16 protein-coding genes are annotated in these 19,116 nt (G+C 47.5%); 12 read left to right on the top strand and 4 right to left on the bottom strand.

Features of this window, described 5'->3' with window-relative positions:
• Nucleotides 1-20: 20 nt before the first annotated feature.
• Nucleotides 21-932, top strand: coding sequence for a DMT family transporter (locus KME11_12190; protein ID MBW4515969.1), 912 nt, complete (start codon nt 21-23; stop codon nt 930-932).
• Nucleotides 933-1,054: 122 nt separating this feature from the next.
• A complete protein-coding gene (locus KME11_12195; GenBank protein MBW4515970.1) occupies nt 1,055-1,888 on the top strand; it encodes a universal stress protein in 834 nt (277 codons plus the stop codon).
• A gap of 82 nt (nt 1,889-1,970) precedes the next feature.
• Here KME11_12195 and KME11_12200 read toward each other — a convergent pair whose 3' ends face one another.
• Entirely contained in the window at nt 1,971-2,078 is a 108-nt protein-coding gene (locus KME11_12200; GenBank protein ID MBW4515971.1) for a photosystem II reaction center protein M, read from the bottom strand.
• Nucleotides 2,079-2,206: 128 nt separating this feature from the next.
• Complete coding sequence (locus KME11_12205; protein MBW4515972.1) at nt 2,207-2,593, bottom strand: (2Fe-2S)-binding protein; 387 nt, start codon at nt 2,591-2,593, stop codon at nt 2,207-2,209.
• Nucleotides 2,594-2,958: 365 nt separating this feature from the next.
• On the opposite strand from KME11_12205, the gene psbB reads away from it, so the two are divergent.
• The 6 genes from psbB (at nt 2,959) to metK (ending at nt 9,323) form a co-directional block, all read left to right on the top strand.
• On the top strand, nt 2,959-4,491 hold the full coding sequence (gene psbB, locus KME11_12210) for a photosystem II chlorophyll-binding protein CP47 (protein MBW4515973.1): 1,533 nt from the start codon (nt 2,959-2,961) through the stop codon (nt 4,489-4,491).
• Nucleotides 4,492-4,592: 101 nt separating this feature from the next.
• Nucleotides 4,593-4,691: a photosystem II reaction center protein T gene (locus KME11_12215; GenBank protein ID MBW4515974.1), complete on the top strand. Its 99-nt coding sequence runs from the start codon at nt 4,593-4,595 to the stop codon at nt 4,689-4,691.
• A gap of 193 nt (nt 4,692-4,884) precedes the next feature.
• Entirely contained in the window at nt 4,885-5,442 is a 558-nt protein-coding gene (nrdR, locus tag KME11_12220; GenBank protein ID MBW4515975.1) for a transcriptional regulator NrdR, read from the top strand.
• Between the two features lie 242 nt (nt 5,443-5,684).
• Nucleotides 5,685-6,683 (top strand): 30S ribosomal protein S1, encoded by a 999-nt coding sequence (locus KME11_12225; protein ID MBW4515976.1) that lies wholly within the window; start codon nt 5,685-5,687, stop codon nt 6,681-6,683.
• A gap of 90 nt (nt 6,684-6,773) precedes the next feature.
• The gene (locus tag KME11_12230) at nt 6,774-7,511 is read left to right on the top strand and encodes an HAD family hydrolase (protein ID MBW4515977.1); all 738 of its coding nucleotides are present in this window, start codon (nt 6,774-6,776) and stop codon (nt 7,509-7,511) included.
• Between the two features lie 555 nt (nt 7,512-8,066).
• Nucleotides 8,067-9,323, top strand: a complete 1,257-nt coding sequence (metK, locus tag KME11_12235) for a methionine adenosyltransferase (protein ID MBW4515978.1) — start codon at nt 8,067-8,069, stop codon at nt 9,321-9,323.
• Between the two features lie 123 nt (nt 9,324-9,446).
• Here the strand turns inward: metK and KME11_12240 are convergent, their stop codons facing one another.
• Nucleotides 9,447-11,900 carry a protein kinase gene (locus KME11_12240; protein ID MBW4515979.1) on the bottom strand — a complete coding sequence of 818 codons (2,454 nt, stop codon included), beginning with the start codon at nt 11,898-11,900 and terminating at the stop codon, nt 9,447-9,449.
• A 521-nt stretch (nt 11,901-12,421) separates the two neighbouring features.
• Here KME11_12240 and KME11_12245 point away from each other — a divergent pair.
• The 3 genes from KME11_12245 to KME11_12255 are packed head-to-tail and all read left to right on the top strand — an operon-like array spanning nt 12,422 to nt 15,693.
• Nucleotides 12,422-13,852, top strand: coding sequence for a circularly permuted type 2 ATP-grasp protein (locus KME11_12245; GenBank protein MBW4515980.1), 1,431 nt, complete (start codon nt 12,422-12,424; stop codon nt 13,850-13,852).
• A 30-nt stretch (nt 13,853-13,882) separates the two neighbouring features.
• Nucleotides 13,883-14,833, top strand: a complete 951-nt coding sequence (locus KME11_12250; protein ID MBW4515981.1) for an alpha-E domain-containing protein — start codon at nt 13,883-13,885, stop codon at nt 14,831-14,833.
• Between the two features lie 8 nt (nt 14,834-14,841).
• Complete coding sequence (locus KME11_12255) at nt 14,842-15,693, top strand: transglutaminase family protein (GenBank protein ID MBW4515982.1); 852 nt, start codon at nt 14,842-14,844, stop codon at nt 15,691-15,693.
• A 32-nt stretch (nt 15,694-15,725) separates the two neighbouring features.
• Here the strand turns inward: KME11_12255 and KME11_12260 are convergent, their stop codons facing one another.
• Complete coding sequence (locus tag KME11_12260; protein ID MBW4515983.1) at nt 15,726-17,501, bottom strand: EamA family transporter; 1,776 nt, start codon at nt 17,499-17,501, stop codon at nt 15,726-15,728.
• 273 nt (nt 17,502-17,774) lie between these two features.
• Between KME11_12260 and KME11_12265 the strand changes: the two genes are divergently transcribed.
• Complete coding sequence (locus KME11_12265) at nt 17,775-19,112, top strand: four-carbon acid sugar kinase family protein (GenBank protein MBW4515984.1); 1,338 nt, start codon at nt 17,775-17,777, stop codon at nt 19,110-19,112.
• Nucleotides 19,113-19,116: the final 4 nt, after the last annotated feature.

A 19,116-nucleotide genomic window follows, 5' to 3' on the forward strand; every position in this document is an offset into this window, starting at 1 on the left:
GCGGAATGAGAGCCTTTCCCATGAACCTTGTTTCTTTCAAAGGCGAACTCGCTGCTTTGAGTGCTGCCCTAATCTGGGCGATCGCCTCCTTTGTCTATGTGATCATGGGCAGACAAATTCCGCCCTTAGTCCTGAACTTTGCCAAATGTACGATCGCCATTATCCTCAGTTTGCTGACTTTATGGCTCATGGGCGACTTTTCGCCCGGATTTTCGCTGCAAACAGGAATGCTGCCGTTAGGATTACTGCTCGTCAGCGGAGCCCTCGGCATTGGCTTAGGCGATACTGCATTTTTTGAAGCGTTGAACTGCTTAGGAGCCAGGCGATCGCTGCTCATCGAAGCCCTCGCCCCTCCACTAGCTGCCCTATTTGCTGCCATTTTTCTAAACGAAACCCTCAACTCCCGAGCCTGGATTGGCATTTTTCTGACCGTGGGTGGGGTCACATGGGTCATTCTAGAGCGAGTTCCTAATGATTTCCAGGGTAAATTGCATCTTTGGCGTGGCATTGGATTCGGAGTTCTATCTGCACTTGCTCAAGCTTCGGGAGCAGTTTTATCACGGGCAGCCTTGGCTGAAACCAGCGTAAGTCCGCTTTGGGGAAGCTTGATTCGGCTATTGGCAGGAGTTTTTATCCTGCTAATTCTCATGATTTGCCAGCGTCAAGTCTGGGCAGAATTTTATCCTTTGCGCGATCGCCGTTTCCTGCTCAGTTTGATCACAACTTCTTTTGCCAGCACCTACTTAGGCATTTGGCTACAGCAGATTGCGCTAAAGTTTACAGCCACAGGCATTGCTCAAGCCCTAACTGCAACCAGCCCCCTATTTGTGATTCCTATTGCACTCTGGATGCGGGAAAAAGTGAGCTTGCGGTCAATTTTGGGTGCGGTTTTAGCGCTGTTGGGGATTTGGGCTTTATTTGATGTGAAGTAAGGAAGATGAATTGAAACGTTTGATGATTAATTCAAAAGTCAGCGATCGCCCCATCATAAACTAGACATGAATTTAATTTCTGTTCACAACATTAGCCAAAAGCCTAGGTTTAAGGAGTATCTATGATAGAAAAAATTTTGTTGGCAAATTCTGAAACGGGACAAGCCATGCTCAAAACCTTAATGGACATTCCCCTTATTCAAAGGGCACAGGTCACTGTTTTACAAGTCGTCCCCCCACAAGTGACCGCCGATGCCATGACCGAGAAATGGGAACTCGGCGGTAAAAGCTTAGCCAGTGCCATTCAATTTCTCAACCTTGACCCGACTAAAGTAACCGCAATGCTACGAGAAGGCGATCCTAAAGACGTGGTGTGCAAGGTTGCAGAAGAAGTAGATTCTGATTTAATCATCATGGGTTCACGGGGTCTGAAGCGCATTCAGGCAATTTTAGAAAACTCGGTCAGCCAATATGTGTTTCAGCTTTCATCCCGTCCCATGCTGCTAGTGCGGGATGACCTATTTGTTAAAAAAATTAACCGAGTCATGGTGGCGATCGACAAATCCGAGTCGGCTCAACAAGCTCTAAAGCTAGCCTTAACCCTGCTGAGAGATGTTAAAAATAGCCAAATTATTCTTGCCCACACCAATGCCGACCTGAAACTTAAGCCGGGCGAAATCGCTGTGAACCCAAACGAAGACCCGGTGTTACTGCCTGCGATCGCAGAAGCCAAAAAATATGGCGTTGCTTTCAAATGTGTTGCTCCCGAGGGCAAACCGGGTGCCAGAATTTGCCAAATTGCTGAAGAACTCAATGTTAATCTGTTAATACTTGGCTCCCCCGATCGCCGTCCCTCTGTTGCCAAAGGCTTACCCGATCTCGATCGCCTTTTAGGTCAATCGCTGTCAGATTACGTCCGGGTGTATGCTAACTGTCCGGTTCTGCTTGTCCGCTAAGTACTGGAATAAAAAATAAGTCTGTCAGCGTCAAAAGCAGGACTCAGACGCTGACAGACTCACTTATATGGAAAATAGACACTTACTTCGCTTCGCGGCTTGCTGTCTGAATATACAGAATCACTAGAAAAAGTGCAGGAACCATCACAAACAAAATAGTGGCAATAAAACCCAAATCATTAACTTGCATGAGAACTCGCCTCGGTAATTCAAGCTGATTTTAACGAACCCTTATCATTTTAAGGATACACCTCAACTCGCCCAAAACCGAGTGAAAAAGCGGCGGATCTTTTCCCAATAAGCCCTGAATGCGTCATGTCACTTCTTGGGTTTTGTCACCACGCTGACCACTCCATGCACCAAAGTTTGACAAGCTAAACGGCATTGGGCATTACGTTTCCGTAGTTTCCGATCTTCCACCTCGGTTCGAGGCGATAGGTTCTCCATCCCTTCTACAATCTCAACGACACAAGTGCCACATTGACCGTAGCCACCGCAGTTCATCATCTTGCCACCAAAGGTATAGAGATCAATGCCGCTCTCTAAGGCTTTAAACCGAAGATTGGCTCCGTCGGTTGCCATCACTTCCTTCTTTTCGTTAAGAAACTTAATACTTATAGGTTTCCAAGATTTATCTTCGGAAGCTGCCGTTGCCAGGGCTTGCGAGGGGTCTTGAATCTGTTCTTCGGAGCTTGCCTGGGTCATGCTTGCAATCGCCTCTCACACTGGTTACACTTCTTTATACCCTTTCATTTTACAAAATTTAGGCAGAAAGCCCAGCAAATTTGCGGGTTTGGGTTGTCGCAGTGGACTAGGTGAATGCTCGCAAGAGACACAGAATTCTGTATCCTAGCCTAGCTGAATCCTATGTGTTCTAAGCTGTGGGAGTGCCAGGGTTACTGTCATTACAACTTTATGTTGATTTGTTTCGGGCTTTTAAGCTTTAGGAATGGGTGGCAGTAGGCGATCGCACATCTTATGGTGTCTCCAAATCTGGTAGTCTTACCAGTATGGGATTTCTTAATAAAAAGCTGAAAGAAGAGTTGAAACGTATAGGAGGAGCGTAGTTAATGGGACTACCCTGGTATCGCGTACACACAGTGGTCTTGAATGACCCAGGTCGGCTGATTTCCGTTCACCTGATGCATACTGCATTGGTGGCAGGTTGGGCTGGCTCAATGGCATTGTATGAGTTGGCAATTTTTGACCCCAGTGATGCAGTTCTCAACCCCATGTGGCGGCAAGGCATGTTTGTCTTACCCTTCATGGCGCGTTTAGGCGTATCGGGTTCTTGGGCAGGCTGGAGCGTGACTGGAGAAACGGGCGTTGACCCTGGTTTCTGGTCATTTGAAGGCGTTGCTGCGGCTCACATTATTTTATCTGGTCTGCTTTTCCTAGCTGCCGTTTGGCACTGGGTTTATTGGGATTTGGAGCTATTTAGAGATCCTCGCACTGGCGAGCCTGCTCTAGATTTGCCCAAAATGTTTGGGATTCACTTATTCCTATCCGGTCTGCTTTGCTTCGGCTTCGGGGCATTTCACCTCACAGGGCTGTTTGGTCCTGGGATGTGGGTTTCCGATGCTTACGGGCTAACAGGCAGCGTTCAGCCTGTAGCACCATCCTGGGGACCAGAGGGCTTCGATCCATATAATCCTGGAGGTATTGTGGCTCACCACATTGCCGCCGGAATTGTTGGCATCATTGCTGGATTATTCCACCTCACAGTCCGTCCTCCTGAGCGGCTTTATCGCGCTCTACGAATGGGGAATATCGAAACAGTTCTTTCCAGCAGTATTGCAGCAGTGTTTTTTGCAGCTTTTGTGGTTGCAGGAACCATGTGGTATGGCAGCGCAGCCACCCCCATTGAACTATTTGGACCCACTCGTTATCAATGGGATAGCAGCTACTTCCAGCAAGAAATCCAGCGGCGGGTTCAGTCTAACGTGGCTGAAGGCGTAAGCTTAGAAGATTCTTGGTCAGCGATTCCTGAGAAGCTGGCGTTCTATGACTATATTGGCAACAACCCAGCGAAGGGTGGTTTGTTCCGTACGGGTCAAATGAACAAGGGTGACGGAATTGCGAAGGGTTGGATTGGTCATCCGGTCTTTAAGGATTCTGAAGGTCGTGAGCTATTCGTTCGTCGGATGCCTAACTTCTTTGAGAACTTCCCGATTATCTTGACTGACAAAGATGGGATTGTTCGAGCAGATATTCCGTTCCGTCGGGCTGAGTCGAAGTACAGCTTTGAGCAGGTGGGTGTCACTGCCTCCTTCTACGGCGGTGCTTTGAATGGTCAGGTCATCACCGATCCAACCGCTGTCAAGCGCTATGCGCGTAAGCTGCAATTGGGCGAACCGTTTGAGTTTGACCAAGAAACTCTCAATTCTGATGGGGTACTTCGCAGTAGCCCACGGGGTTGGTTCACATACGGGCACACTGTGTTTGCGCTGCTGTTCTTCTTTGGGCATATCTGGCACGGTTCTCGTACCTTGTTTAGAGATGTATTCGCAGGGATTGATCCTGACCTTTCTGAAGAGCAGGTAGAGTGGGGTTTTTATCAGAAGTTGGGTGATAAATCCTCTCGAAGAAAAGAGCCGGTCTAGTGTGATAAAGGGCGATCGCCGGCAGATATCTGGCAGCGATCGCTTCTTGTATTACTCTTCGTTAGTGACTATAAATTGCCTCAATGTAGGGAGATTTGATCATGGAAAGCGTTGCTTACATTTTGGTTTTGGCACTTGCACTTGGGGTTCTGTTCTTTGCGATCGCTTTTCGTGAACCCCCTCGCATTAACAAGGATTAGAACTCTTGTTCTCTTAATTCTTTTAAATTGCCTTGAATTTAAGTATTTCTAAAAGCCTGGGTATTTCTGCTGTTTTTTGAGCGGGAATACTCAGGTTTTTTCTATTTACAATTGCAGTATGATTGCAAAGTAATTGAGGATATTGCCCCTCAAACAATCTTTTTAGTCTGATTCTTTTCGGAGGGTGCCACCCATGCGATGTCCATTCTGCCAATATCCAGACAACCGAGTTTTGGAATCTCGCTCAGCAGAATCCGGGCATAGTGTCCGCCGTCGTCGAGAATGCCTTAAATGCGATCGCCGATTTACAACCTACGAGCGGATTGAGTTTGTTCCTGTTGTGGTCATTAAACGCAATGGCGATCGTGAATCTTTTGACCGATCTAAGTTGCTGCGAGGAATGGTTCGCGCCTGCGAAAAAACAGGAGTGCTGCACCCTCAGCTCGAAAATTTGGTCGATGAAATTGAGGCAGAACTTCAGCAGCAATCGATTCGAGAAGTCCCAAGTAGCGAAATTGGGGAACTTGTCTTAAAGCATCTTCAAACCCTTAACGAAGTGGCGTATATTCGCTTCGCTTCGGTTTATCAACAGTTTACTGGCTTTAATGATTTTGTTGATATCCTCAGTCGGCTGCGATCGTCTGATAGATCTTTAGCAGAATCTGCCGAGCCGTTGCTCGACCCTCACATTAGCTCTCATGCTGAACCAGAAAGCTGGCAATCTGATGTCGAGCCTTCCATGACTCATTAGTTTTCAAGTCTTTTTAACCGTATCTGGGAAACATCATTCCGACTAAAGAATGATTCTTAGCTAAATTGAGATATGATTGATCACTTGGGGTCTAACAGTATTACAATTTAGCTTCCAGCGAAGTAAATTCGTTGAGTAGCTGAACAACATTCGTCTTTTTTAGGCGAATGAGGATGTCCACAGCATACGTATTGTAAACAGACCACTACTAAAACGGAGAAAACCACCAGGAAACTTATCGCATGCCCACAGATATCGGCTTTACACTTGAAGATTTTGCCGCTCTTCTCGATAAATATGACTATCATTTCAGTCCTGGCGACGTAGTCGCGGGTACAGTATTTAGTCTCGAACCCAGAGGTGCACTGATTGATATTGGTGCCAAGACGGCAGCGTACATCCCCATTCAGGAGATGTCGATTAACCGAATTGACAACCCAGAAGAAGTTTTACAGTCGAATGAAACCCGCGAGTTCTTCATCTTGACTGATGAAAACGAAGACGGGCAGCTAACTCTCTCGATTCGCCGCATTGAGTATATGCGGGCTTGGGAACGAGTGCGTCAGCTTCAAAATGAAGATGCCACAGTTCGCTCTAGTGTATTCGCTACAAACAGGGGCGGTGCGTTGGTTCGGATTGAAGGACTCCGGGGTTTCATCCCTGGGTCTCATATCAGTAGCCGCAGACCTAAAGAAGATTTGGTGGGTGAAGAGTTGCCCCTAAAGTTTTTGGAAGTAGATGAAGACCGTAACCGTCTAGTTCTTAGCCATCGTCGGGCACTGGTTGAGCGGAAGATGAACCGTTTGGAAGTGGGCGAAGTGGTGATTGGAACGGTTCGAGGTCTGAAACCTTATGGTGCCTTCATTGATATTGGCGGTGTGAGTGGCTTGCTGCACATCTCCGAAATCTCCCATGATCATATTGATACGCCTCATAGTGTTTTCAACGTGAATGATGAAGTCAAAGTGATGATTATTGACTTGGATGCGGAACGAGGTCGAATCTCTCTTTCTACTAAGCAACTTGAGCCAGAGCCAGGAGATATGGTCAAGAACCCGCAAATTGTTTATGACATGGCGGAAGAGATGGCTGCAAAATATCGTGAAAAGATGTTGCAACAGTCTCAGCCTCAGAGTGAGGTTGAAGAGGCGATCGACATTGAAGATGCGGTTAGCGCTGAAGAACCGATCGAAGTTGAAGAAGCGTTTGAGGAAGATTTACCCTCGGCGGTGGAAGAATAGATTTTTCACTGATTCAGCCATGGCTGGTTTAGCGATGAAAGAGGAGGGAATCATCCCTCCTCTTTTTTGGAGTTTTAGGAAGGGGTTTCAATGGTTACTATTCGTTGTCAGGGTAGAGCGTTCCACAGTATTCAAGCAGTGCTGTTTGATAAAGATGGGACTTTAGCAAATTCAGAGTCATTTTTACGAAGCTTGGCGCATAAGCGATCGCGCTTGATTGATGCTCAATTTCCTGGTGTTCAAGAGCCGTTACTCATGGCGTTTGGAGTGGATGGCGATCGACTTAATCCGGCAGGGTTAATGGCGATCGGCACTCGTCAAGAAAACGAAATTGCTGCCGCTGCCTATGTGGCTGAAACAGGACGTGATTGGATAGAGTCTCTCGAAACGGTGCGATCGGCGTTTGCAGAAGCTGACCAATATATGAAACGCAAAGCTGATCACACGCCTTTAGTTTCAGGAGTTCTACCCCTCTTACAAACGATGACTACAGCAGGACTCCGTCTAGGAATTCTATCGTCTGACAGCACTAATAACGTTAAGGACTTTGTTGAGAAATATCAGCTTGCTCCCTACTTTCAGCTTCAAATGGGAACCCATGGAATGCTTAGCAAACCTGACCCCCAACTCCTTCAACAAGCCTGTTATGGATTAGGCATTGCTCCAAGTCGAACCCTTGTCCTTGGAGATTCACAAGCCGATATGCAACTGGCTCGATCAGGAGCAGCAGGTTGTATTGGAGTAACAGGCGGCTGGAGCAGTGCATTTCATCTGTCAGCCGATGCGGTGATCCATCAACTTGCGGAAATTGAAGTTCTTTCAGAGTAGGACTATATTAAAGTTTATATTTTTTATATTTTTACATCGCTAATCTCTCAGAGATTCTACAGAGAAAAATTCTTGAGTTAGAGGAGCAAAAAGACGACAGAGTCAACTCGGTTTGGGTCTTTTACAAGGCTCTGGGAAGAACTGAGTCCTTAAGGGAAGAAGTATTGGGGTGAAAAGCTGCTAATATTGTTTCCACTCTGCCGTCAATGACTTTGTTTCTAAACGAACCCCCATTCGTCTGAAATTCTGTCTAATGTAGATCCTAAAGCAGTAAATTCTAGGTAAAGCTACTTGCTTTCAGAAAGGTTTACGTTTAAGTTTTACAACAGGAGCTTGATTAGCGAGTGGTTTAGTCGCTTTTCTCTTTCGCTCCCTTGGCAGGGTTGTTTACTCGTCTTCCAGTTTTTTAAAGCAGAATTACTCAATTGGGTTGCCTATTGGGCGATCGGCAAAGTGGTAGATGCAATTTAGGCTCACTTTGCTGAATCCGAAAAGTGGTAGTTTCCTGTTCTAGTTCTGAACAATTGCTCAACTTTGATAAAGGGAGGTCTTTCCTTGTCCCGTCGCTATTTTTTTACCTCTGAATCTGTAACAGAAGGTCATCCAGATAAAATCTGTGACCAAATTTCCGACACCATTCTTGATGCACTCCTAGCACAAGATCCTTCTAGCCGAGTAGCGGCGGAAGTTGTGGTCAACACGGGGATGGTGTTGGTCACTGGCGAGATTACCTCAAAAGCACAAGTCAATTATGTTGATTTGGTTCGTGGAAAAATTGCTGAAATTGGTTACACCGATGCAGTGAATGGGTTTTGCGCCAATAGCTGCGCTGTGTTGATTGCCCTAGATGCGCAGTCGCCTGATATTGCCCAAGGCGTAGACCAAGCCCAGGAACATCGAGAACTTTCTAGTGATGAACATCTTGATGCCGTAGGTGCTGGCGATCAAGGTTTGATGTTTGGGTTTGCTTGCAACGAAACTCCTGAGCTAATGCCTTTGCCCATTAGCCTGGCACACCGCATTGCTCGTAAGCTAGCAGCTGTCCGTAAAATGGGACAGTTGCCGTACTTGCGTCCTGATGGAAAAACCCAGGTGACAGTGGCTTACGAAAATGGTAGACCTGTCGGTATCGATACGATTCTGATTTCGACGCAGCATACTGCTGAGATTGGCGAGGTCATAGATCCTGTGGCAGTTCAAGCCAAAATTAAAAAGGATCTATGGGCGCTGGTGGTTCTCCCTGTTTTTGAAGATATTGCCATTAAGCCGGACGACACAACGCGTTTCTTAGTGAACCCCACAGGCAAGTTTGTAGTAGGTGGCCCTCAGGGCGATTCGGGTTTGACGGGTCGCAAAATTATTGTCGATACCTATGGTGGATATTCTCGTCATGGCGGCGGCGCGTTTTCGGGAAAAGACCCTACAAAGGTCGATCGCAGCGCGGCCTATGCGGCGCGTTACGTGGCAAAGAATATTGTGGCAGCGGGCTTGGCTGAAAAGTGCGAAGTGCAGTTAAGCTATGCCATTGGCGTGGCTCGTCCGGTCAGTATTTTGGTGGAAACCTTTGGCACAGGCAAGGTAGATGACGATCGCCTCTTCAATTTGGTTAAAGACCACTTTGAATTGCGTCCAGCGGGCATTATTCAAACCTTTGGTTTAACGACAATTCCTGCTGAGCGGGGCGGTCGCTTTTATCAAGATGTGGCTTCCTACGGTCATATGGGGCGAGATGACTTAGATTTACCTTGGGAGAAAACTGACAAAGCAGCATTGCTGAAAGAGGCTGTTAGCCTTTTAGGTGCAGCAGTGTAACGAGTCAAGTTAACACTCAAAAAGCAAGCTAATACTTGAGAAGCAAGGATTCCCTATGGGGGTTCTTGCTTCTTGCGTGTTAAAGCTTTCTATTGGATATCGAGTGGATATTGAGAAAAGAGCCTAGAAGACAAGACGAAAATTACGGTTGCCAGTCGTTCCTTCTTGAATAACGAGCGCTAGATTTTGGGAACCAGATGAGTTCCACTCTCGATTAAACATGTGAACTTGCCCATATAAGACTTCTCCCGGTTCGGCTACGCCGTCTTCTCTGTTGGTAAAGTGAACTCGGGAGCGGACAACGTTGCCGTTGGCATCTTCGACTTCGGCAAAAAGCGGAACAAAGCCAAAGGTGCGATCGCTATGATTCTCGACCACTAAGTTAGCGGCAACTGTCCCGTTGGGCGAAACTCTCGCGTCGTCAAGCTGAATGGATACGTTGTTTAAGGTTTGCTGTGACAAAGTTTGTGGCGCTATATCTGGGCTGAGGGTGGGCGGTGGAGCCGTTGCCACGAGGCGTGTAGGTTGGAGGCGTGTAGGTTGGGAAGAGGCGATCGCTGGGGGGCGGGTAACCTGAGGTGGACGGCTGGCACTAGGGGCTTGAGCTAATTGTACGGGTGCACTTCTTTGGGTGGTGCGACGCTGACTTCGTTCTGGAAGCGCCACCGTTCTAGGGGCGATTGCTCTAGTTGGGGCAGTTCGGGGAATAGCCGCTGTCTGGGCATAGACGATTTGCTCAGGGGGGGAAATTAGGGGGGGTTGAGCAATGCGACGTGGAGCGACGGTTGGCTCTATTAAAGGTTCATTGACTAGGGGCTGAAAAGGATTGGCTGGGGTTTGGGCAATGACTTGAGGTTTAAGGGCAGCAATGCGCAAATCAAGGGTTTCGAGACGGGCAGTGTATTCTTGCGATCGCGCGGTGACTTGATTTTGGGCAAAGGTCGAGGGTCGAACAGCTTGTAAGGTTGCTAATGCTTTAGCCCATTGCCGCCTTGCCGTTTCATAGTCTTGAGTTTTCTGAGCGATCGTCGTTAGCTCAGTTGCCTTCTGAGCCTCTGCTTTAGCACGACTCAGTAACTCAGCCGCTTTAGATTCTTTTTCTAATCGAGACTCCAGATAGTCTAGGTGACCGCGATCAAGGGCTAACCTTTGCTGGACGATGGGAGCCAGCTTGCTGTCATTAGCCAAGCCACTGAGTTGTGCAACAGCCGCCGAAAGTTGATGATGGGCAAGTTTCAGATCAGGCAAATTCTTTGCCATTTCTGAAAGAGTTTGTGCTGTCGTGGCTTGCCTAACAGACTGTTGGTAAAGCAACTCTGCCTGTTGATTGTTTGCACAGTTATCTAAAGTCTGGCAAACCGCCGAAATATAAGAAGATTGCACTCCAATTAAAATTCCGCCCAGTGGCAAGAGTGCCAGACAGCCACCAATGAGCAGTTTGCTCCAGGTCAGAAAAAACTTTTCTTCAGATGTGCCAATTTTGCCAACCATCACTTTGGGGGCTTTAGAGACTTTAAAGACATTGGGATGAGAAGGAAAAAGCTTGGGTTTCCGAGAGATTTTAGACCTGTTGACCGCAGAAGATTTTTGCGATCGTGTGGTTTGTGCAGGTCGGGAAGGAAGCAAACCTAGATGCTGAGACTGCACGTGAGTATCTGCCTGTACCCATCCAGATAAGTTTTTGGAGATGCGCTCAGACTGGGCTTCGGCGTTTGGATGAACTTGTTGTAAATCCTTCAAAATGGTTTTTGCCGAGGCATAGCGATCTTTTGGCTTTTCTGCCATCATCTTTTCTAAAATCCTGATCAGAACGGGATCAAGCTTGACCAACGTTTGCCACTTCCACTCTAAAGAATTGGGGTCAATGAGTTGGCTGGGCGGTTTTGCGGTGAGCAATACCACTGCGGTCACGGCTACTGCATAGAGATCGCTCCGAGGCGAACATTGCCCCAGCCGCAGTTGCTCATAGGGCGCATAGCCCGATTTACCAACAGACACCGAAGCTTGAATCAACCCATCGGCAGGGGTATGGGATTGATTTAAGTGGGTTGCCGCCTGCTTAACTGCACCAAAATCAATCAAAATCGGCAACTTCTTCCCCCGGGCTAACATGACGTTATCGGGAGAAATATCGCGATGCACAATGTTTTGTTGATGCAGATATGCCAGCACCCGCAGCAGATCCTTCAACCACTGCAAAATCTCAGTTTCGGTGAAGGTGGTGCCGTTTTGATGCTTCTCTCGCAGCAGATTCCAGTAGGTTTTGCCATTGACATATTCTTGAACGATAAAGAGTCGGCTGTTTTCTTCAAAAACTGCTAAAAACTTAGGAATTTGGGGATGGTTGAGCTTGTGGAGAATGGTGGCTTCTCTTTGGAATAATTCTCGAAGCTTTTGAGTAACAACGGCATCACCTCGGTTGCTAGGGGCAAATTCTTTGAGGACGCAGAGTTCACCAAAACGCCACTTGTCTACAACTAAATAGGTTCGTCCAAAACCGCCCCGTCCCAAAACGCGCTGAATGCGATAGCGACGATCCACTAAGGTTCCAGGAAGTAGCTCTGCTGCAATCGTCACCACTTAGCTCCTTACTTACTCGATTTTCACTCTTGGCTCGATTTTCACTCTTGGCTCGATTTTTACTCTTGGGTAGATGCAGGTTAGCCTTTACATCGAATGGTAGCTCAGTGGTAAAAGGGGGAGCGCTCCTCACTAAATGACATTCGTTTGAGGCAGATCAGAAATTACTCTGAAATTCTACAGTCTAAGCTGCAATAGCTCAAACAGTAGCAGAAAAACACCCAGGTTCTTTGTAGCGAGAGTTGCCTCAGTGAATTGCTCTAAAAAGTTGCGATCGCCAAATGTCTGAGAACGCGACCCCAGTTACCTAGTTTTTGTTTTATCGTAACTCATTAGCCGGATCATTCATATCTTTTGCCCTAGAAACTGTTACGTCAATCACTGAGCAACCCTTAACAGTTGAGTTTTTCTTGGCAACAACAGAGAGGCACAGCACTAAAAAACAGTATCTTGTAATACATACTGTCTTCTACCATCCTCTATATGCTTTTAGCGAAAGCAATGCTCGGGAACAAACCGTGAGATTTGAGCAGTACGAACCAGGCGATTTTTACGATGAACTGTTCTTGGCAAGTGGTCAGCCCCGGGCAGAGGCTGTTCCTCTGATCGAGCGGATTAATTCGCTCTCTATAGAAGAGCTTCAACAGCGTCAACGGGCGGCACAGACTGCGCTCTTTCAGTTAGGCGTTACTTTTAATGTCTATAGTGACAACCAAGGGACAGAACGCATTTTTCCTTTCGATATTGTGCCTCGCATTTTGGCGGCGAGAGAATGGGCACGCCTAGAGGAAGGCTTGAAGCAACGAATTCATGCACTTAATTTGTTTTTATCAGATATCTATGGCGAACAGAAAATTCTCAAAGATAAAGTGATTCCTGAAGAATTAGTTTATTCTGCAACGGGGTTTCTTAAGCCGTGCATGGGTTTGCAACCGCCCCAGGGAATTTGGTGTCATATTACCGGAACAGATCTAATCCGCGATCGCGATGGTCAATGGTACGTTCTAGAAGATAACCTTCGGTGTCCTTCGGGTGTTTCTTACGTATTAGAAAATCGACGGGTGATGAAAAGCACCTTTCCGCTCGTTTTCAACAAAATGGCAATTAAGCCCGTCGAAGATTATGCCAGTCATTTACTCGAAACTTTACTGAATCTAGCGCCCCTTGGACTTCCCGATCCAACCGTTGTTGTCTTAACGCCTGGAATGTACAACTCGGCATATTTCGAGCATTCGTTTCTGGCACAACAAATGGGCGTTGAACTGGTCGAGAGCCGAGACTTGGTGATTGCTAATGGCTACTTGCAAATGCAGACGACCAAAGGTTTAAAGCGGGTCGATGTGGTTTATCGACGCATTGATGATGATTTTATTGATCCCCTCACATTTCGAGCCGATTCATTGCTGGGCATCCCTGGGTTGATGGACGTGTATCGGGCTGGACGGGTAGCACTTGCAAACGCGTTAGGAACGGGAGTTGCAGATGATAAAGTAATTTACGCTTACGTTCCTAAAATCATTCGTTACTACCTTGACGAAGAGCCATTATTGTCCAATGTTCCGACTTATCTTTGTTGGGAGCCAGACCAGCAAAATTATGTTCTAGCAAACCTTGATCAACTTGTAGTCAAGCCTGCGGACGGCTCAGGCGGCTACGGCATGTTGGTTGGGCCTCACGCTACTGCCTCAGAGCGAGAAAATTTTGCGGAACGGATTAAGGCTAATCCACGAAATTACATTGCTCAGCCAACGTTATCTCTATCTCGTGTCCCGACTTTATTTGGCGATCGCTTTGAAGGTTGCCATGTCGATCTGCGTCCCTATATCCTATATGGCAAGGAAATCTACATCAATCCAGGTGGCTTAACGCGCGTTGCCCTCAAAAAAGGCTCTTTAGTCGTCAACTCTTCCCAAGGCGGTGGCAGCAAAGATACTTGGGTTGTTCAATAGCTCTTCCAACTCTAAACTCCAAAATTCCCTATGTTAAGCCGAGTCGCTGGTTCAATTTACTGGCTCAACCGTTACGTCGAACGGGCAGAAAACATTGCCCGATTCGTTGATGTTAATTTGAATTTGCTGTTAGATTCGCCTGTGGGCGTAGAGCAACAGTGGGCACCCTTGGTGATGACGACGGGAGACTTGGAGCTATTTAAGGAGCGTTACGGCACCGCCACCGCCGATAACGTGGTGCAGTTTTTAGCGTTTGACAGCGACTATCCCAACTCCATTACGTCTTGTTTGCGGCTAGCCCGCGAAAACGCGCGATCGGTACGCGAAATTATTTCCTCAGAAATGTGGGAGCGGGTAAATGCGTTTTATCTCATGGTTAAAGAAATCTCTCAGGCTCCACCGCTGTCACAGCTTCCTAGCTTTTTTGCCGAAGTGAAGTTAGCCAGCCACTTATTTGCGGGCGTGATGGATGCGACCATGACTCATAATGAAGGCTGGCATTTTGGACAACTGGGCAGATTTTTGGAACGAGCCGATAAAACTGCCCGCACCCTGGACGTTAAATACTTTATCCTGCTGCCTTCTGCCAAAGATATTGGCACGGCTCTTGACGAGCTTCAGTGGATTGCTTTACTTAAGTCTGCCAGCGGCTATGAAATGTATCGTAAATGCCAGCACCGCATTAGCCCTCAAGACATTGCCAAGTTTTTGATTTTAGATCGAGATTTTCCGCGATCGATTCAGTTTTGCCTCTTACAGGCAGAAAAATCTCTTTACCAAATTACCGAAACCACGCCTGGACGCTGGAGTAACGCTGCCGATCGAACTCTAGGAAAACTCCGATCTGAACTTGATTTCATTACCATTGAAGAAATTATTAAGCGAGGGTTACACGAGTTTTTAGATGATACTCAGATGCAGCTTAATCAGGTGGGGCGGGGCATTTTTGAAACATTTTTTGAACTGCAATCTGTGAGCTAATCTGTGATCTGATGTATCAAATTTCCCATATCACCACCTATACCTACGATCGCCCAGTCATCCTTGCTCCCCATGTGATCCGGCTGCGGCCTCGGAGCGATGTAGCACAAAGACTTTGCCAATTCTCTCTCACTGTTTCACCCAATCCCCACGGCATTTCAGAACTCGTTGACCTGGACGGTAATTCTATTATCAAAGTATGGTTCAAAGAAGTCGAAACGACCTCTCTTTCTATTCAAACTCTGTCCCAGGTTGAAACCTTTCGCACCAACCCTTTCGACTATTTGCTAGAACCCTGGGCAACTCAACTCCCGCTCGATTATCCCATCTCCTTATCCCGCCAACTTCATGCTTACCTGGGAGGACAATTTGCCGATCGCCTCGACCCGATCGCCACTCAACTCGCCCAAGAATTATGGCAGTTTGCAGAAGGCAATACCCTGGCGTTTTTAAGCGAACTTAATCAACGGATTTACACAACTTGTAAATATGCTATCCGTGAGACAGGCACCCCGTTCCCACCTGGCATCACCTGGTCTCAACAAATTGGCTCTTGTCGAGATGTGGCAGTTTTGTTTATTGAAGTGTGTCGCGCCATCGGTTTAGCGGCAAGATTTGTCAGTGGCTACCAAGAAGGAGATGCAGATAGTGGCGATCGCCATCTTCACGCTTGGGCGGAGGTTTATCTGCCGGGTGCTGGATGGCGCGGATATGATCCTACCCACGGATTAGCGGTGGCAGCGGGTTATGTGGCGCTTGTTGCTAGTGCGTCGGCTCAAAGTGCGGCTCCTGTAGAAGGTACCCTGAAGTCAGGCGCTCAGGCAACCCTAAACTATCAATTGTTAATTCAGAAAAACTGACTCAGAAATGTTGAGGAGATTTCGGCGAAAAATTACCTTTTTTGTCTGATTGGCTTACTTTGTTGAATTAACATCTTCTCAAAGCTCAGTGTTACAACTCCCAGCGTCACCACCAAAATTCCAACAATCTGCGCTAGCGAGAGAAATGTGCGTTCACCGGGGTTAATGATGACTGCCAAGAGCGCTGTTAAAGCAGGGCCACTCGCCGCAATAATCGAAGCGTGCGCCGCACCCATGAAACGAACACCAAAATTATTAAGCAGATAGCCGACTAAGGTTAAGCCTCCCAACATTAAACTGCCGCCGATAAGTCCTGCCCAATTGCTGGGTGGAGTATCAATACCGATCGCAATTAAGCTCAGACTACTTAGAACAAAAATAGTAGCAAACTGAATCAAACTAACTGGAATCGGATGGAGCTTCCGAAAACTGACTTGCATGGTGAGAAGATACAAAGCAAAGCAAACGCCAGAAACCATCGCTGCACTAATGCCTGTGCCCGACCAGTTTGATGCAGTTGCTTTAACCGTAGTGAGGGCAATTCCACAACTAATCATGATCATGACGAGAACGCGCAGAGACGTAGGGCGATCGCCAAACAACGCCCACGCTAAGGGCACCGTCACCAGCGGATACATAAACAAAATTGTAATTGCCACTCCCGGTCCCACTTGACCAATGGCAATGTAAATCATCACTTGCGACAAAAATAGAAAAAAACCACTGCCTATCACGCTGCTGATTAGCCGCCGATCTTTGGACAAGCAAAACGTTTTAACATCCTTCCAGACGGGTTTGTACAGCCTTGTTGCTAACCAAAACGCCATCAGTGGCACAACGACCAACATCCGTAGCCACAACAGCAGTAGCGAACTCCCTAAACTCTTGAGGCTAATGAACCCACCCACAGGCAACACGCCAAAAAGCTGACTTGGGTTGCCCACAATTCCTACTACCACGTTGTGCAACGAGAGTGCCACCGTAGACAGCAGGATTAAAATTAGCCCCAACTGAAACGACGAAAATTTTTGCGGTACCGCCGCCAATCTCTGAATGTGCTTAGGAATCTGAAAATGGTTTGAGATCTGGTCAACGCGCTGTCTCAGATTCTGCTTACTTAAGGGGCTGGGACTTAACCGTTCATTTTGGCGCATTGGGGCTTCGCCCGGTAGCTGAGTCTGTGTGCCCTGCGATCGCGCCATTTCTAGTTGCAGTTGCTGGCTAATTCGTCGAACCAAAACCTCCAGGATCGCCTCTCCCTGTTTTCCCATGTTTTGCATTCGGTCAATCTGCTGAGACAAGGAGCTTTGGTAACTGTTGAGGTCACTCCGTAGGGTTGTAAAAGTCCGGTTGAGGGTGTCATCGATCGCAGTGAGTTGGGGTGAAGCGATGCCTTGCGGAGATCTCGAAGCGATCGTGCCTTCATCGGCTGGCGAAACGTCTGAAAAAACCTGTAAGTCTGAAAAGGGATCAGCCTGACGCAGCTTTTGACTCAGGGCAACTTGCAAATGATTTGCCAGCGCCAGCGCCAACTGCTTCGCCCAAACTTGCTGCTGTTCCTGCTGCTGTCTCGACAAAATGACTTCATATTGAGACTGAGCAGCTTCATGCTGGTTCTGAAGCTTTTCAATTTCGTTAATCAGCCGCGACTTTTCGGTCTGAAGTCGTCGGACATCTTGTTGGAGATGGGTTACCACTTCTTGCTGTAAATCTTGCAAGTCCTGGGTCATTGTTCGTAGAAGGTCATCTGCACTTCTCGAACCTTCGGATGACTCGATGTTTTTGGGTAGATTTTCTAGCCGCCCCATTCCTGTCCAACCTCTTTGGTAAGCTCGTAAACAAATTGCCAGATCTAGCGGACTGCTTGTGATCGATCGCTTTTGACTGTCGATGATATCTCCAAACCTAGAAAATAATGCAAAACTCCAGATTTAATCTCAAGCCTCGTGCCGCTTCCCGCTTGCTCAAAGAGATTGTACCCAAACCAAACCTCCGATAGACGACCCCTACAGGAGGATGAAAAGTGGGAGGATGGAGGAACGCAATCATAGACCATTGGATGTTTAAGAGGAGATGAGGGAATGACCAGCAAACCTAAGATTATCGTGCTAGACGACGATCCTACTGGGTCGCAAACGGTTCATAGCTGTTTGTTACTTTTACATTGGGATGTAGAAACACTGCGCCTCGGGCTAGCCGACAAAGCTCCGATTTTCTTTGTGCTGACCAACACCCGATCGCTCCCTGCTGACCAAGCCCTAGCAACAACCCAAGAAGTTTGCCAAAACCTAAAAGCCGCGATCGCCGCTGAAAATATTTCCGACTTTCTTATAGTCAGCCGCTCTGACTCTACTCTGAGGGGACATTACCCCGTAGAGACGGATGCGATCGCCCAGGAACTTGGGTCTTTCGATGCTCATTTTCTGACCCCCGCATTCTTCGAGGGCGGACGGTTTACCAAAAACAGCATTCATTACTTGATTAAGCCTAACGGCGCGCCCACTCCCGTCCATGAAACAGAATTTGCTGAAGACTCTGTATTTGGCTACAGCCACAGCTACTTGCCAGACTATGTAGAAGAGAAAACCCAGGGACGCATTCCTGCCGCCGAGGTTGAGCGGTTTGTGCTCAGCGATATTCGCGCTGGCGTGCTGGAACGATTACTGGCTCTGCATAATAACTCATGTGTCGTGGTCGATTCAGAAACCCAGGCAGACATGAATCACTTTGCCGCAGATATTCTAGCGGCAGCAGCACAGGGCAAACGCTTCCTATTTCGTAGCGCCGCTAGTCTGTTAACCGCCCTGGCAGATCTGCCGCCCCAGCCCGTTGCTCCCGAAGATATGGCAATCTACACCCGCGAAGGCAAACCCGGAGCCGTCGTTGTCGGTTCGCACGTTCAAAAAACGACTGATCAGCTAGAGGAATTGCTAAAGCTTCCAGGAACAGAAGCCGTTGAGATCAACGTGGCGCAGTTATTAAAGCCTTCCTCTGAAAAACTTTTACTTCTAGACCGGACGTTGGAGCAAGTTAATGCCATTCATGCCGCAGGCAAAACTCCAGTTATTTTTACCAGCCGGAATGAATTAACGTTTGATGATGTTCAAACCCGCCTCGATTTTGGCTTAGCCGTTTCTGATTTATTAATGGATGTTGTCAAGGGTTTACCCCAAGACATTGGGTTTTTAATTAGTAAGGGTGGTATTACTTCAAATGATGTTTTGAGTACGGGGCTGGCGTTAACGACGGCCCGCCTATTGGGGCAAATTCTTCCGGGTGTGTCGGTGGTGTGTACGCCTGACCACCATCGGTTGCCTAATTTGCCTGTTGTGTTGTTTCCAGGAAATGTGGGCGATCGCCATGCTTTGGGCGCAGCCTATCAACGTCTGATCTCTCAACCGAGACATGAACAAACCTAAAACA

Origin of the sequence: Timaviella obliquedivisa GSE-PSE-MK23-08B (genome assembly GCA_019358855.1) — a bacterium.
In the GTDB taxonomy this organism is placed as follows: domain Bacteria; phylum Cyanobacteriota; class Cyanobacteriia; order Elainellales; family Elainellaceae; genus Timaviella; species Timaviella obliquedivisa.

Coding starts and splice junctions, on each gene's coding strand:
- KME11_12190 (MBW4515969.1), top strand. CDS start 21: ATGAACCTTGTTTCTTTCAAAGGCGAACTCGCTGCTTTGAGTGCTGCC.
- KME11_12195 (MBW4515970.1), top strand. CDS start 1,055: ATGATAGAAAAAATTTTGTTGGCAAATTCTGAAACGGGACAAGCCATG.
- KME11_12200 (MBW4515971.1), bottom strand. CDS start 2,078: ATGCAAGTTAATGATTTGGGTTTTATTGCCACTATTTTGTTTGTGATG.
- KME11_12205 (MBW4515972.1), bottom strand. CDS start 2,593: ATGACCCAGGCAAGCTCCGAAGAACAGATTCAAGACCCCTCGCAAGCC.
- psbB (MBW4515973.1), top strand. CDS start 2,959: ATGGGACTACCCTGGTATCGCGTACACACAGTGGTCTTGAATGACCCA.
- KME11_12215 (MBW4515974.1), top strand. CDS start 4,593: ATGGAAAGCGTTGCTTACATTTTGGTTTTGGCACTTGCACTTGGGGTT.
- nrdR (MBW4515975.1), top strand. CDS start 4,885: ATGCGATGTCCATTCTGCCAATATCCAGACAACCGAGTTTTGGAATCT.
- KME11_12225 (MBW4515976.1), top strand. CDS start 5,685: ATGCCCACAGATATCGGCTTTACACTTGAAGATTTTGCCGCTCTTCTC.
- KME11_12230 (MBW4515977.1), top strand. CDS start 6,774: ATGGTTACTATTCGTTGTCAGGGTAGAGCGTTCCACAGTATTCAAGCA.
- KME11_12250 (MBW4515981.1), top strand. CDS start 13,883: ATGTTAAGCCGAGTCGCTGGTTCAATTTACTGGCTCAACCGTTACGTC.
- KME11_12260 (MBW4515983.1), bottom strand. CDS start 17,501: ATGGGGCGGCTAGAAAATCTACCCAAAAACATCGAGTCATCCGAAGGT.
- KME11_12265 (MBW4515984.1), top strand. CDS start 17,775: ATGACCAGCAAACCTAAGATTATCGTGCTAGACGACGATCCTACTGGG.